Raw genomic sequence first — 13,149 nt, 5'->3', positions numbered from 1 at the left:
GCGCGTCCGTTCAACGGCAAGATTCTTCGGCGGCGGCGCATCACTTCCACTGCAGAAAGAGGTGCGCAATTATGCAGATTGCGAAAAATATTTCAACCTGCTTTTATGATTGTTTTGCCCAAGGAGTTCCCGATGGACTATCGCCAGCTAGGCCGTACCGATCTGAACGTGAGTGCCCTGTGCCTCGGCACCATGACCTGGGGTGAGCAGAACAGCGAGGCCGAGGCCTTCGCCCAGATCGAACGCGCCAAGGGTGCCGGCATCAATTTCATGGACACCGCCGAGATGTACCCGGTGCCCCCCAAGGCCGAGACCTACGCCACCACCGAGCGCTACATCGGCAATTATTTCAAAAGCCGCGGCGACCGTGCCGACTGGATCCTGGCGAGCAAGATCGCCGGTCCCGGCAACACCATCGACTACATCCGCGACAAGAACCTCAAGCACAACCGCCAGCACATCGTCGAAGCGGTGGACGCTAGCCTCAAGCGCCTGCAGACCGACTACATCGACCTCTATCAGTTGCATTGGCCGGAGCGCAGCACCAACTTCTTCGGTCAACTGGGCTACCAGCACAAGGCCGACGAAACGTTCACACCGCTGGAGGACACCCTCGAAGCCCTGGACGAGCAGGTCCGGGCCGGCAAGATCCGCCACATTGGCCTGTCCAACGAAACACCGTGGGGCACCATGAAGTTCCTGGCCCTGGCCGAGGCCCGTGGCTGGCCGCGGGCGGTGTCGATCCAGAACCCGTACAACCTGCTCAACCGCAGCTTCGAGGTCGGTCTGGCGGAAATCGCTATCCGCGAACAGTGCGGCCTGCTGGCCTACTCACCCCTGGCGTTCGGCTTCCTGTCGGGCAAATACGAAAACGGCGCACGGCCCGCCAAGGGCCGCCTGACCCTGTACAGCCGCTTCATGCGTTACTTCAACCCGCAATCGGAAGCGGCCTGCAGCCGTTATGTGGCCCTGGCCCGCGAACATGGCCTGGACCCGGCGCAGATGGCCCTGGCGTTCGTCACCCAACAGCCGTTCGTGACCAGCAACATCATTGGCGCCACCACGCTGGAGCAACTGGACAGCAACATCGCCAGCGTCGACCTGAAGCTGTCGGACGAAGTGCTGGCGGGGATCGAGGCGATTCACAAGGATCAGCCGAACCCTGCGCCTTGATTGATTCATAGGCCCCATCGCGAGCAAGCTCGCTCCCACAGGGTTTCTGCGGCAATGCAGGAGCCCCATGTGGGAGCGAGCGCTCGCGATAGCGGACCCAAGCCCACCACCGCATCAAAGCGACCGCGCAATGATCTCCTTCATGATTTCATTGGTCCCGGCATAGATCCGCTGCACCCGCGCATCCGCCCATGCCCGGGCAATCGGGTATTCCCACATGAAGCCGTAGCCGCCATGCAACTGCACGCACTCGTCGAGCACTTTGCATTGCAAGTCGGTGCCCCAGTACTTGGCCATCGCCGCCGTCGGCACGTCCAGCTTGCCTTGCAGGTGCAATTCCAGGCAGCGGTCGACGAAGACCCGGCCAATCTGGATTTCGGTAGCCATTTCCGCGAGCTTGAAACGGGTGTTCTGGAAGTCGGCGATGGCTTTGCCGAACGCCTTGCGCTCGCGGGTGTAGTCCAGGGTCCATTGCAGCGCCGCTTCGGCCGAAGCCAGGCCGCCGATGGCGACGGTCAGGCGCTCCTGGGGGAGCTCTTGCATCAGGTAGGCAAAGCCCATTCCGGCCTGCCCGAGCAGGTTTTCCTTCGGCACGCGGACATCCTGGAAGAACAATTCCGACGTGTCCTGGGCCTTCATTCCGACTTTTTCCAGGCGCTTGCCCTTTTCGAAGCCCGGCGTGCCCGCCTCCACCAGGAACAGGCTGGTGCCCTTGGCGCCAGCCTTGGGATCGGTCTTGGCGACCACAATCACCAGGTCCGCCAGGAAACCATTGGTGATGAACGTCTTGGAGCCGTTGATGACATATTCGTCACCGTCCAGCACCGCCGTGGTCTTCACCCCTTGCAGGTCGGAACCGGCGCCCGGCTCGGTCATGGCGATGGCCGTGACCATTTCGCCGGACACCAGTTTCGGCAGGTACTTGTGTTTCAGCGCCTCACTGCCGTAATGCAGGATGTACGGCGCGACGATGTCGGAATGCAGCGAGAAACCGATCCCCGTCAGCCCCAGGCGACCGATCTCCTCGATCACCACCGTGCTGTAGAGGAAGTCCGCGTCCAGCCCGCCATAAGCCTCCGGAAGGTGCGAGCACAACATGCCCGCCTCCCCCGCCTTGTTCCAGAGCTGGCGATCGACATGCCCCTGTTTTTCCCACTGGCTGTGGTACGGCACGGCTTCTTTTTCGAGGAAGGTTCGTACGCTGTCGCGAAACAATTCGTGCTCGGGACTGAACAGTGTTCTCGGGATCATGGCTCACCTTTGGTTATTGTTGGACGTGGTTATCCGACTGAGACTAAGCCTGCGGTGTACGACAGGACACTGGACACATCCGACAAAAAATAAGACGATCCAGCCGTCTAGTGACCACTTTCCCCTATAAAAATAAAGATGAATTATGTCTATGCACGCCTCCACGCCCTTGCGGCGCGTCAGCATCCTGGCAATCGACCGGGTCTTCGCCTTCACCCTCATGCAGGCCAAGGATTTCTTCCACCTGGCCAGCCTGCGCTATGGCAAACAACTGGGCCACGGTCTGACGCCGGCGTTTGAAACCCGGCTGGTCAGCCCCGATGGCAAACCGGTGAACAGTTTCAGCGATGTGATCATGCCGGTGGACGGTGGCTTGGAAAACACCGACATCATCATCCTGCCGGCCTTCTGGGATGATTTCGCCAACCTCTGCCAACGCTACCCCCAGGTCCTGCCCTGGCTGCGCGAACAACACGCTCGCGGCGCGGTCCTCTGCGGTGAAGCCACCGGGGTGTTCTGGCTGGCCGAAGCCGGTCTGCTCGATGGCAAGGAAGCGACCACCTACTGGCGCTTCTTCAATGCCTTCAAGGAGCGCTTCCCCCAGGTGCACCTGAACCAGGACAAGCACCTGACCGACGCCGACAACCTGTTTTGCGCCGGCGGCACGACCTCAGCCTGCGACCTCTACATTTACCTCATTGAACGCTTCTGCGGCGCCAATGTGGCCCAGGCCGTGGCGCGGGACATCCTGTATGAAGTGCAACGCAGCTATTCGCCGGGACGGATCGGCTTTGGCGGGCAGAAACTGCATCAGGACGTGATCATCCTGCAGATCCAGCAGTGGCTCGAAGAGCACTTCGCCGATAAATTCCGCTTCGAAGATGTTGCCCGGGAGCATGGCATGAGCATCCGCAATTTCATGCGCCGCTTCCAGACCGCCACGGGCGACAAGCCGCTGCATTACCTGCAACGACTGCGGATCGAAACCGCCAAGGGCCTGCTTTCCGGTAGCCGCAAGAGCATCAAGACCATCAGCTACGAAGTCGGCTACGACGACGCGAGCTTTTTCGCACGGTTGTTCCGGCAACATACCGACCTGTCGCCGAACCAGTATCGGCAGCAGTTTCAGCAGGCGGCGTAGGCCGAGGGCTTGGCAACGATCCACTGTGGGAGCGAGCTTGCTCGCGATGGCGGTGGTTCAGCAGGCCTGATGTTGACTGACAGGACGCCATCGCGAGCAAGCTCGCTCCCACAGGGTTTTGCAGTGAACGACTGATTTCGAGCGTACAAAAAAGGCCTGCAATCGCAGGCCTTTTTTTGCTTTGCGAATCGCCCTACGGCTTATGCGCTCGCGACAGGAATTCGTGGGATTGCATCTCAAGCAAACGACTCAAGGTCCGCTGGAATTCGAAGGTCAGGCGACCGCCGGTGTAGAGGTCCTTGAGTTCGACTTCGGCCGAAATGATCAGCTTCACGTTACGGTCGTAGAACTCGTCGACCATGTTGATGAAGCGACGGGCGATGTCGTCGGTGGTGACGCTCATCTGCTCGACGCCACTGAGCAACACGGCGTGGAAGATCTTGCCCAGTTCGATGTAGTCGTTCTGGCTGCGCGGGCCGTCGCACAGTTCGCGGAAGTCGAACCAGGCCACGTCGTCACAGGTGCGGATGGCGCGGATCTCGCGGTTTTCGATGATCAGCACATCGTTTTCCAGCGCCTGGGTGCATTCCGGCGTCAGGGCGCGGAAGCTCTTGCGCAGGCTTTCTTCAGCAGCGGCATCCAGCGGAAAGTGGAACAACTCCGCTTGCTCGAGGTGACGCAGGCGGTAGTCGACGCCGCTGTCGACGTTGACGATTTCGGTGTGCTCCTTGATCAGCGCGATGGCCGGCAGGAACCGCGCCCGCTGCAGACCGTCCTTGTACAGGCCGTCCGGCACGATGTTCGAGGTGGCGACCAGGGTCACGCCATTCTTGAACAGCTCTTCCATCAAGGTGCCCAGGATCATGGCGTCGGTGATGTCGGAAACGAAGAACTCATCGAAGCAGATCACCCGGGTCTCGTCGGCAAAACGCTTGGCGATGATGGTCAGCGGGTTCTTCTCACCCCCCAGGGTCTTCATTTCCTCGTGCACGCGCTTCATGAAGCGGTGGAAGTGCGTGCGTGTCTTTTCCTTGAACGGCAGCGCTTCGAAGAAGGTGTCCACCAGGTAGGTCTTGCCACGGCCAACGCCGCCCCAGAAATACAGGCCCTTGACCGGCGCCTGGTCTTTTTTGCCGAACAGTTTGCCCAACAGGCCCGGCTTGTTGTTCGAGGCCGCGACCAGGTCGTCGTACAGGCGCTGCAAATGCCGCACCGCCGTTTCCTGGGCTGCGTCGTGGAAGAACTCCGGGCGTTTCAGATCAGCTTGATATCGTTCTAGGGGCGTCATATTCGTTAGCAAGGCAACAAAAACGGGCCGTCACTGTAGCGATGGCCCAGAGGAATGGCAATCGGCCCTTATTCGGGCCGATGGTCGGGTAGCGCGCCTGAATCAGTCCTGGGCAGGCGTCAGGGCAACGCGCAGCGTATCGATGGCCGTATCCCGGGCGGCGCTGTCGGCGAAGGCCGGGCTGTTCGCCACGCACTCACCGTCGAGCCAGACACTGAAACCCAGGTCGTCGCTGCGTACGTCCAAGGGTTGGCCGGATTGCAATTGCTTGGTCACCTGCCCTGCGGTCTTGCCGTCGGCAAAATTGTTCGAGAGCAACAGTTGCTCGCCATCGGCAGAAAGCAGGCGGAAACGGAAACTGCCGTCATCCTCGCGGAAGCTGACGAAACGTGCGGCCTTGGCCGCTTTCTTTTTGGCCTGGGTTGCCACCTGGACCTGGCTGACGAACGAACGCAGGCCAACGGCCTCGCGCAGTTCGTTGAGGAACGGTGTTGCCACGGCCCGGGCCTTGCTCGCGCCCAGTTGCAGGATGTCTTCAAGGTCCGATGGACGTTCGATGAACTGGTAATAGCGCTCGCGCGCTTCACCCAGCTCGCGGTCGAGCAACTGGAACAGGCGGTTCTTGGCTTCGCCCCAACCCAGGCCTTGCAGCAGTTCGCTGCGGAACTCGGCGGACTGTTCGGCAGTGGCGAAGGCCTGGAACAGGGTGAACAGGTGCGAATTGTCCGGATCCTTGGCTTCGCCCGGGGCACGGGAGTCGGTGACGATCCGCGAGATCGCGTCCTTCATGTCCTTGGCGCTGCTGAACAACGGGATGGTGTTGTCGTAGCTCTTGGACATCTTGCGGCCATCGAGGCCCGGCAACGTGGCCACGCTTTCTTCGATCAGCGCCTCGGGCATGGTGAAGAACTCCTTGCCCTGGCCGAACAGGTGATTGAAGCGCTGGCCGATGTCACGGGCCATTTCCACGTGCTGGATCTGGTCACGGCCGACCGGGACCTTGTGGGCGTTGAACATCAGGATGTCGGCGGCCATGAGGATCGGGTAGCTGTAGAGGCCCATGGTGACACCGGCGTCCGGGTCTTCACCGGCCTCGACATTCTTGTCCACCGAAGCCTTGTAGGCGTGGGCACGGTTGAGCAGGCCCTTGGCCGCGACGCAGGTCAGCAGCCAGGTCAGTTCCGGGATCTCGGGAATATCGGACTGGCGATAGAACGTCACGCGGTCCACGTCCAGGCCGCCGGCCAGCCAAGTGGCGGCGATCTCCAGGCGCGAACGCTGGATACGCAGCGGGTCATCGCACTTGATCAGGGCGTGGTAGTCGGCCAGGAAGTAGAACGAATCGGCGTTGCTGTCGCGGCTGGCGAGAATCGCCGGACGGATGGCGCCGGCATAGTTGCCCAGGTGCGGGGTGCCGGTGGTGGTGATGCCGGTCAGGATACGGGTACGCGTCGTCATGGGTTATCGCTTGTCAGACTGCTATCAATTCGAGAGGCGCGGCAGGATCAGATCCTTGAGATCGGTCAGCTTGCCATGAAAAAAGTGTCCGCATTCTGCCACTTTCAGCAGCTCATGGGGGCGTTGGAGCGTGTCGGACCATTCGTAAACCAGCTGCGGATCGACCACTTCGTCGGTTTCCGGCTGGATCACGGTCAACTCGCCACCGGTCGGCAAGGGCGATCGCGCGTCCAGGCGCATCACCGCCGGGGCCACCATGAACAGGTGCTTGACCGGTTGCCCCTGGGCTTCCAGGCGCCCGCCCAGGCTGGCGGCGACAAAGCCGCCGAAGGAAAAACCGAACAGGGTCAGGGGCAATTGCGGGTATTTTTCACGCAACCATTGGGCGACAGCCTGGGCGTCATCCACTTCGCCGGTGCCCATGTCATGGGTGCCGGCACTGGCACCCACGCCACGATAATTGAAACGCAACGTAACGAGCCCAGCATCGCGGGCAGTGCGTTGCAGGGTCGAGACCACTTTGTTGAGCATGGTCCCGCCCTGCACCGGGTTCGGGTGGCAGATCAGCGCCAGGCCACGGGGGGCCTCGCTGTCCAGGTACAAGGCTTCCAGTTGGCCCACGGGGCCATCGATGACGACAGGGGTTTCGCGCATAAGCAAGGGAAAGAACTCCGTGACCTCGAATTGGGTCGACTCGTCTAGCTAAAGTCTGTGCCTGGCATGATTGCGATGTTCTTCGCGGTATACAGCGCAGGTCCGAGCCGTTAACGTAAAGCAAAGCCGTTTATAGAGGAAGGACTCGTGGAACACTCGCTCTTAGTTTGGTTGTTGCCGACTCTTGCCCTGGTTGCCGGTGTCGCCATTGGATTCCTGCTTGCCCGACTGCTGCCCAATGCGGTGCCCAACAGCACGCAACGTCAGCTGGACGACATTCAGGAACGTTTCGACAGTTATCAGAATGAAGTGGTCACCCACTTCAACAGCACCGCTTCTCTGGTGAAAAAACTCACCCAGAGCTACCAGGATGTCCAGGATCATTTGTCCGAGGGTGCCAATCGCCTGGCCCTGGACGAGCAGACTCGCCAGCGCCTGCTGGCCGCCCTGCAAGCCGATGCGGCACAGACTCCACGGGAACGCCTGACCCCACCAAAAGGGATCCAGGAACCGCCGCGGGACTACGCCCCCAAGGCCCCGAATTCGCCCGGCATGCTCGATGAGCATTACGGTTTGAAGAAGTAATTTGCGAGCGACACCCAGAAGCCCGCCCGATCACATGATCGGGCGGGCTTTTTTTTAGTCCAGGAAAATCCCCTGTGGGAGCGAGCTTGCTCGCGATGATGGCGGCACATCCCACATCACCGGCTCAGGCAGACCGCTATCGCGAGCAAGCTCGCTCCCACAGGGGTGGCGCCAGCCAAAAAAAACGGGGGCCCTGTTTCCAGAGCCCCCGTTTCATTTACCGCCCAGCGATCATGGGTACTGTTGGTAAGTCTGCCCCTGCTGCTGCGGCGCCTCCTGATATTGCTGGCCAGGAATGGCCTTGAGGTTGACCTCGACACGACGGTTTTGCGCGCGGCCATTGACGTCGGCGTTGCTGGCCACCGGGTTGTCCGGGCCGGCGCCACGGGCCGAGAGGTTGGCACCGCTCACGCCCTGGGACGTCAGGTAGGTCGCCACGCTCTGGGCACGGCGCTGGGACAGGTCCATGTTGTGCTGGCGGCTGCCGGTGCTGTCGGTGTAACCGACGATCTCGATCTGGTTCTGGTTGAACTCCTTGAGGGAGTTGGCCAGGTTGTTCAGCGGCTGGTAGAAGCTGGACGCGATATTCGCCGAGTCGGTGGCGAAGGTGATGTTGCCCGGCATGATCAGCTTGATCTGGTCGCCCTGGCGCTGCACTTCAACACCGGTATTGGCCATGCTGGCGCGCAGTTTCTTTTCCTGCTGGTCGGCGTAGTAACCGTAGCCGGCCGCGGAAGCCCCCACCACCGCCGCACCGATCAACGCACCCTTGCCCCGGTTATCGTGACCGATGGCCGCACCGGCCAACGCCCCCGCCAGTGCACCGAGGCCGCCGTACTTGGCGGTTTTGCTCATGCCCGACGATTCGGTAGAGGCCTGGCCCTGGTTGTCATAGGGGTTAGGCGACGCACAGCCGGACAACAAGGCCACAGCAGTAGCGACAACGATCAAGCGACGCGAGGTGAACATGGAATGCTCCTGGTTTTTCAGTCTGAGTGCCAGGGCGTAGGCAATCGACTCTGGCAGGCGTTGGAACGCGGCAATCGTTAAAAATTCCGTCCCGCTGCGTTGCGCTTCGCCCGGCCGCTTCAGAAAAAACCGTCGTCTGGGCCGGTTGCCTCAGCCCTGCGCCAGGCAGCGGCTCACGCCCCTGACGATCATTTCCACTTCCCGCCCATCGATCGTCAGCGGCGGCAGCAGGCGGATGGTCTGGCCCCGGGTGACATTGATCAGCAGGCCGTGGTCCCGGGCGGCGCGAAGGGTCAGGTCGCGGACCGGTTGCTTGAGTTCGATGCCGATCATCAAGCCCTGGCCGCGAATCGCCAAGACATTCGGGTTGTCCGCCAGCTCGGTCCGCAGCCGACTCAGCAATTGTTCGCCCTGGTGCCTGGCGTTATCCACCAGCGCTTGTTCCTCGATGATGTCCAACACCGTGCAACCGACCCGGCAGGCCAGCGGATTGCCGCCGAACGTACTGCCATGGCTGCCTGGGGTAAACAGCTCGGCAGCCTTGCCCCGTGCCAGGCAGGCACCGATGGGCACACCGTTGCCCAGGCCTTTGGCCAGGGTCATGACATCCGGCACGATGCCCTCGTGCTGGAACGCGAACCATTGGCCGGTGCGCCCGATGCCGGTCTGGATCTCGTCGAGCATCAACAGCCAGGCGCGCCGACTGCACAACTGCCGCAAGGCCTTGAGGTACCCCGGTGGAGCGAGTTGCACACCGCTCTCACCCTGGATCGGCTCCACCAGCACCGCGACGATGCGCTCGGCGTGAGCCTGTTGAATCTGTTCCAGCGCCGCGAGATCGCCGAACGGTACCTTGAGGAAGTCCCCCGGCAACCGGTTGTAGCCCAGCCGTACGGACGGACCATCACTGGCTGACATGGTGCCCAAGGTGCGTCCATGGAACGCGTTGTCCATGACCACCACCAAGGGCTGCTCGATGCCCTTGTGCCAGCCGTAGAGGCGCGCCAGCTTCAGCGCGGTTTCGTTGGCCTCGGCGCCTGAGTTATTGAAAAACGCCCGCTCCATCCCCGACAGTTGGGTGAGCTTTTGCGCCAGGCGTTGCTGCCAATCGATGCTGTACAGATTGGAGGTGTGCAACAGCAGGCCGGCCTGGTCGCTGATGGCGGCCACCAGCCGCGGGTGGGAATGGCCGACATTGGTCACCGCCACGCCCGCCACCGCATCGAGGTATTCGCGACCGTCCTGGTCCCACAGGCGCGTCCCCAAGCCATGGGTGAAATTCAGCGCCAGGGGTTGGTAAGTGGTCATCAGGCAGGCAGCGGTCATGGCATCAAGCTCCATCGGGTGGTTTTTTCCAGTATGGTTAGCCACCAAGGCTGGATAAACGCTGCTTTACTTCAATCATTTAAAAGCTGAGCTTGATAATGGACCTGTTTCAGGCAATGACCGTTTACGTGAAGGTGGTAGAAACCGGAAGCCTGACGGCAGCGGCCCAGGCGTGCGAAATGTCCACCACCATGGTGGGCAATCATCTTCGTGCCTTGGAGCAACGCCTCGGCGTACGCCTGATCAACCGTACGACGCGGCGCCAGCGCCTGACAGAATTCGGCTCGGCCTACTACCAGCGCTGCCTGGAAGTACTGGGGCTGGTGGCCGACTCCGAACGCCTGGCCGAACAGACCCAAGGCGAGCCCACCGGTACCCTGCGCATCACCGCACCGCTGACCTTCGGTACCGAACGCCTTTCGTCGGCGCTGGCCGAATTCAGCCAGCGCTTCGCCCAGGTCAAGCTCGACGTGGTGCTGACCAACCAGCGCCTGGACCTGCTCGACCATGGCTTCGACGTTGCCATCCGCCTCGGCCATCCCGACCCGAAACTGATTGCCCGTCCGTTGCTGGACTACACCCTGACCATCTGTGCCTCCCCCGCTTACCTGGCCCGGCGCGGCACGCCGGAACAACCGGCGGACCTGCAACGACACGACTGCCTGTCGTTTGCCTATTCGGCAGCAGACGAATGGCGCTTCGCCCAGGATCACTGGCCCATCAACGGGCCGGACGGTGAGATCAAGGTCCCGGTGAACGGACCGATGCTGATCAACAGCTCCTCGGGCCTGCATCGCGCCGCCCTGGCCGGGATGGGCGTGGTGATGCTGCCCGATGCCCTGGTGGCCCAGGACCTGAAGGAGGGGCACTTGGTGGCGTTGCTGCAGGGCTACCAATTGCCCCATCGGCCGATGAGCCTGATGTACGCGCAGGATCGCTACCGCTTGCCGAAACTGCGCAGTTTTGTCGAGTTCGCGCTGGAGAAATGGGGTAAACCCCAAGCCCAACCCGAATGACGACGCAGGAGCTGACGAATGCAACGAGGCTGCGATCTTTCCCCAGACGCTTGAGTCCCGAGCGAAAGCCCGAAAGATCGCAGCCTTCGGCAGCTCCTACAGGACATCGCCCCCCGCTAGTGACCCCGCGCCCCATCAGCTACTCTTCCTCCTTGGACGAGCATTTTGATATCAAGGCCGACGAGGAAACGACGATGGGAGACGCCTCGAACATCGACATGCTGCGGTTCGACCTGTCCGATCTGGACGAAGGCGTACTGCACACCATCCTGGAACTGGTCAGCGATGGCATCTGGGACTGGAATGCCAACACCGGCTTCGTCTACCGCAACCCCGGCTGGTACACGATGCTTGGCTACCTGCCTCATTCACTGGATAACACCGTGCTGACCTGGGAAAGCGTGATCCACCCGGAGGATTACCCACGGGTCATGGCGTTGTTCGACGACTACCTGGAACAACGATCCCACCGCTACCAGGCCGAGTACCGTTGCCGCACGTGCGATGGGTCCTACATCTGGATCGAGGATCGCGGCTACGTGATCGCCCGCAACCCGGACGGCACGGTGGCCCGCATGATCGGCGCCCATCGCAGTATCGACGACAAGAAGCGCCTGTTCGAACAATTGGAACGGCGTAACAAATCCTTGGAAGCCATCATCGAAGAACGCACCCGCGAGCTGTCGAGGGTCAACCATCAGTTGCAGCTCCAACTCGACGAGAACCGCAGGCTTGCCGAAACCGATGCCCTGACGCGGGTCGCCAACCGTTATCGCCTGGACCAGGCACTGCCGCTGGCCTGTGAGCGCGCACAGCGTTTCCGCGAGCCGTTGTCGCTGATCGCCATGGACGTCGATGACTTCAAGGACATCAACGATCGCTACGGCCACGCCTTCGGTGACGCAGCGCTGGTGCAAGTGGTGCAGAGCGTCAAGCGCTGCGAGCGCGGCAGTGACTTGCTGGTGCGCTGGGGCGGCGACGAATTCATCATGATCTTGCCCAACACCGCCCTGGCCGACGCCCGCCTGCTGGCGGAAAGCATTCGTCGTGGCCTGTCCGACCTGCTGCCGGTGGGCGACTTCCAGATCACCATGAGTTTTGGCGTAGTGCAGCGCTTGGAGGATGAACAGCACTCGGCGTTGCTGCACCGGGCGGACCAGGCGCTGTATCGCTCCAAGATGGCGGGCAAGAATGTGATTTGCGAATGAACGGTACCCCGACCTGGTGCATCTTCGACAACACCGCCAGTGGCGCCGCGACCGCCGACGCGTTGCGCTTGATGGGCCTGATGCAAGACGCAAAGCCGTCACCGGCAACAAATGGTCAGTTGCTGCCGGTCCGACCGTGACAACACCGCTCGGGTCCAATAGATTAGGCGACCGGAAAAAAGCTCAATGCCTTTCTCGCCTCATCCCGCTAACAGAAGTAGTGAAATTTCAATGTCCGATTCCAACACCGCTGAATCCGTAGTCACCCTGTCGTCCAAAGCGGAATACGAAAACTCCATCAATCTTTCACAGCATCTGCCCCAGGCCAAAACCATCAGCGAAATGGTCCTCGATGCGTTCCAGTCGAACCGCGAAAGCGACCAGATCCGCGAACTGCGCAACGCCATCCGTCAGGCCCACGATGCCTTCGACGACGACAAGGCCTACGAACTGATGGGCCAGCTCAAACAGCTCAAGGACGCCGAAGCCGCCGACTTCGCGGCCCTGGAAGACCTGAGCAGCCGCTTCCCGATCAGCCGCATCCTCTCCAGCTACAAGGACGACCCATCGTTCCAGGAACTGGTCTACGGCCTGGCCCTGAAAGTACTGAACCAGACCCACCAGGCCATCAGCAATCCAAGCGGCAGCAAGGGCAAGGCCTCGCGCAAGAAGGAAGCCGAAGTGTTTGTCATCAGCAAGGACGGCATCAGCGTCACCCTGCCCCTGCGCACACCACGCTCCAAGCCGAACGTCGACCGCGAAGCCTTCGAGTTCCTGGGCTTCAACTTCGTAGGCGAAGGTGACGAAGCCGAGTTGGAAAGCGAAACCTTCCTGGACAATGACGGCACCGAACAACCGGCCACCCGCAAAGGCATCGTCACTGCGTTGCAACAGCAGAAAGCCTTCGACGGCTACAGCATCGCCCAGCAATAAGCCTCACCCGAGGCCGCTGTGGGAGCGAGCTTGCTCGCGATGAAGCCGGCACGCTATCGCGAGCAAGCTCGCTCCCACAGGAACATCGACAGCCCGCAACGTCCATGAAAAAGCCCCGCGCTTCTCTCGAAGGCGGGGCTTTTTTTG

Annotated in this window: 13 protein-coding genes; 7 read left to right on the top strand and 6 right to left on the bottom strand. The window is 61.4% G+C overall.

The features are described 5' to 3' along the window. Nucleotides 1-132: 132 nt before the first annotated feature. Entirely contained in the window at nt 133-1,173 is a 1,041-nt protein-coding gene (locus tag J4E63_RS02600) for an NADP(H)-dependent aldo-keto reductase (RefSeq protein WP_207281025.1), read from the top strand. Between the two features lie 114 nt (nt 1,174-1,287). Here J4E63_RS02600 and J4E63_RS02595 read toward each other — a convergent pair whose 3' ends face one another. Next, a complete protein-coding gene (locus J4E63_RS02595; RefSeq protein ID WP_207281020.1) occupies nt 1,288-2,424 on the bottom strand; it encodes an acyl-CoA dehydrogenase family protein in 1,137 nt (378 codons plus the stop codon). 244 nt (nt 2,425-2,668) lie between these two features. On the opposite strand from J4E63_RS02595, the gene J4E63_RS02590 reads away from it, so the two are divergent. Continuing rightward, nucleotides 2,669-3,565: a GlxA family transcriptional regulator gene (locus tag J4E63_RS02590; RefSeq protein WP_207282440.1), complete on the top strand. Its 897-nt coding sequence runs from the start codon at nt 2,669-2,671 to the stop codon at nt 3,563-3,565. Between the two features lie 193 nt (nt 3,566-3,758). Here J4E63_RS02590 and zapE read toward each other — a convergent pair whose 3' ends face one another. The 3 genes from zapE to J4E63_RS02575 all read right to left on the bottom strand — a co-directional run bounded on the left by zapE (nt 3,759) and on the right by J4E63_RS02575 (nt 6,965). Continuing rightward, nucleotides 3,759-4,853: a cell division protein ZapE gene (gene zapE, locus J4E63_RS02585; protein ID WP_207281017.1), complete on the bottom strand. Its 1,095-nt coding sequence runs from the start codon at nt 4,851-4,853 to the stop codon at nt 3,759-3,761. Between the two features lie 102 nt (nt 4,854-4,955). Further along, nucleotides 4,956-6,311, bottom strand: coding sequence for a tryptophan--tRNA ligase (locus J4E63_RS02580; protein ID WP_207281016.1), 1,356 nt, complete (start codon nt 6,309-6,311; stop codon nt 4,956-4,958). 24 nt (nt 6,312-6,335) lie between these two features. Further along, nucleotides 6,336-6,965: an alpha/beta hydrolase gene (locus tag J4E63_RS02575; protein ID WP_207282439.1), complete on the bottom strand. Its 630-nt coding sequence runs from the start codon at nt 6,963-6,965 to the stop codon at nt 6,336-6,338. Nucleotides 6,966-7,112: 147 nt separating this feature from the next. Here J4E63_RS02575 and J4E63_RS02570 point away from each other — a divergent pair, with 147 nt between their 5' ends. Then, nucleotides 7,113-7,550, top strand: coding sequence for a YhcB family protein (locus J4E63_RS02570; RefSeq protein ID WP_003205372.1), 438 nt, complete (start codon nt 7,113-7,115; stop codon nt 7,548-7,550). A gap of 231 nt (nt 7,551-7,781) precedes the next feature. Here the strand turns inward: J4E63_RS02570 and J4E63_RS02565 are convergent, their stop codons facing one another. After that, a complete protein-coding gene (locus tag J4E63_RS02565) occupies nt 7,782-8,519 on the bottom strand; it encodes an OmpA family protein (protein ID WP_063324469.1) in 738 nt (245 codons plus the stop codon). A gap of 150 nt (nt 8,520-8,669) precedes the next feature. After that, on the bottom strand, nt 8,670-9,845 hold the full coding sequence (locus J4E63_RS02560; RefSeq protein WP_207281015.1) for an aspartate aminotransferase family protein: 1,176 nt from the start codon (nt 9,843-9,845) through the stop codon (nt 8,670-8,672). Nucleotides 9,846-9,943: 98 nt separating this feature from the next. On the opposite strand from J4E63_RS02560, the gene J4E63_RS02555 reads away from it, so the two are divergent. The 4 genes from J4E63_RS02555 to J4E63_RS02540 all read left to right on the top strand — a co-directional run bounded on the left by J4E63_RS02555 (nt 9,944) and on the right by J4E63_RS02540 (nt 13,002). Further along, the gene (locus J4E63_RS02555) at nt 9,944-10,861 is read left to right on the top strand and encodes a LysR family transcriptional regulator (protein WP_207281014.1); all 918 of its coding nucleotides are present in this window, start codon (nt 9,944-9,946) and stop codon (nt 10,859-10,861) included. 194 nt (nt 10,862-11,055) lie between these two features. Then, on the top strand, nt 11,056-12,069 hold the full coding sequence (locus tag J4E63_RS02550; RefSeq protein ID WP_207281013.1) for a sensor domain-containing diguanylate cyclase: 1,014 nt from the start codon (nt 11,056-11,058) through the stop codon (nt 12,067-12,069). Next, the gene (locus J4E63_RS02545) at nt 12,066-12,209 is read left to right on the top strand and encodes a DUF72 domain-containing protein (protein WP_146042603.1); all 144 of its coding nucleotides are present in this window, start codon (nt 12,066-12,068) and stop codon (nt 12,207-12,209) included. Before J4E63_RS02550 ends, J4E63_RS02545 begins: the two co-directional genes overlap by 4 nt. A gap of 91 nt (nt 12,210-12,300) precedes the next feature. Beyond that, complete coding sequence (locus tag J4E63_RS02540; RefSeq protein ID WP_060740735.1) at nt 12,301-13,002, top strand: hypothetical protein; 702 nt, start codon at nt 12,301-12,303, stop codon at nt 13,000-13,002. Nucleotides 13,003-13,149 lie beyond the last annotated feature (147 nt).

The sequence above is a fragment of the Pseudomonas sp. FW300-N2F2 genome, from assembly GCF_017351655.1.
Classification (GTDB): Bacteria; Pseudomonadota; Gammaproteobacteria; order Pseudomonadales; family Pseudomonadaceae; genus Aquipseudomonas; species Aquipseudomonas fluorescens_AA.
This window is presented reverse-complemented; position numbering and strand designations above follow the sequence as displayed.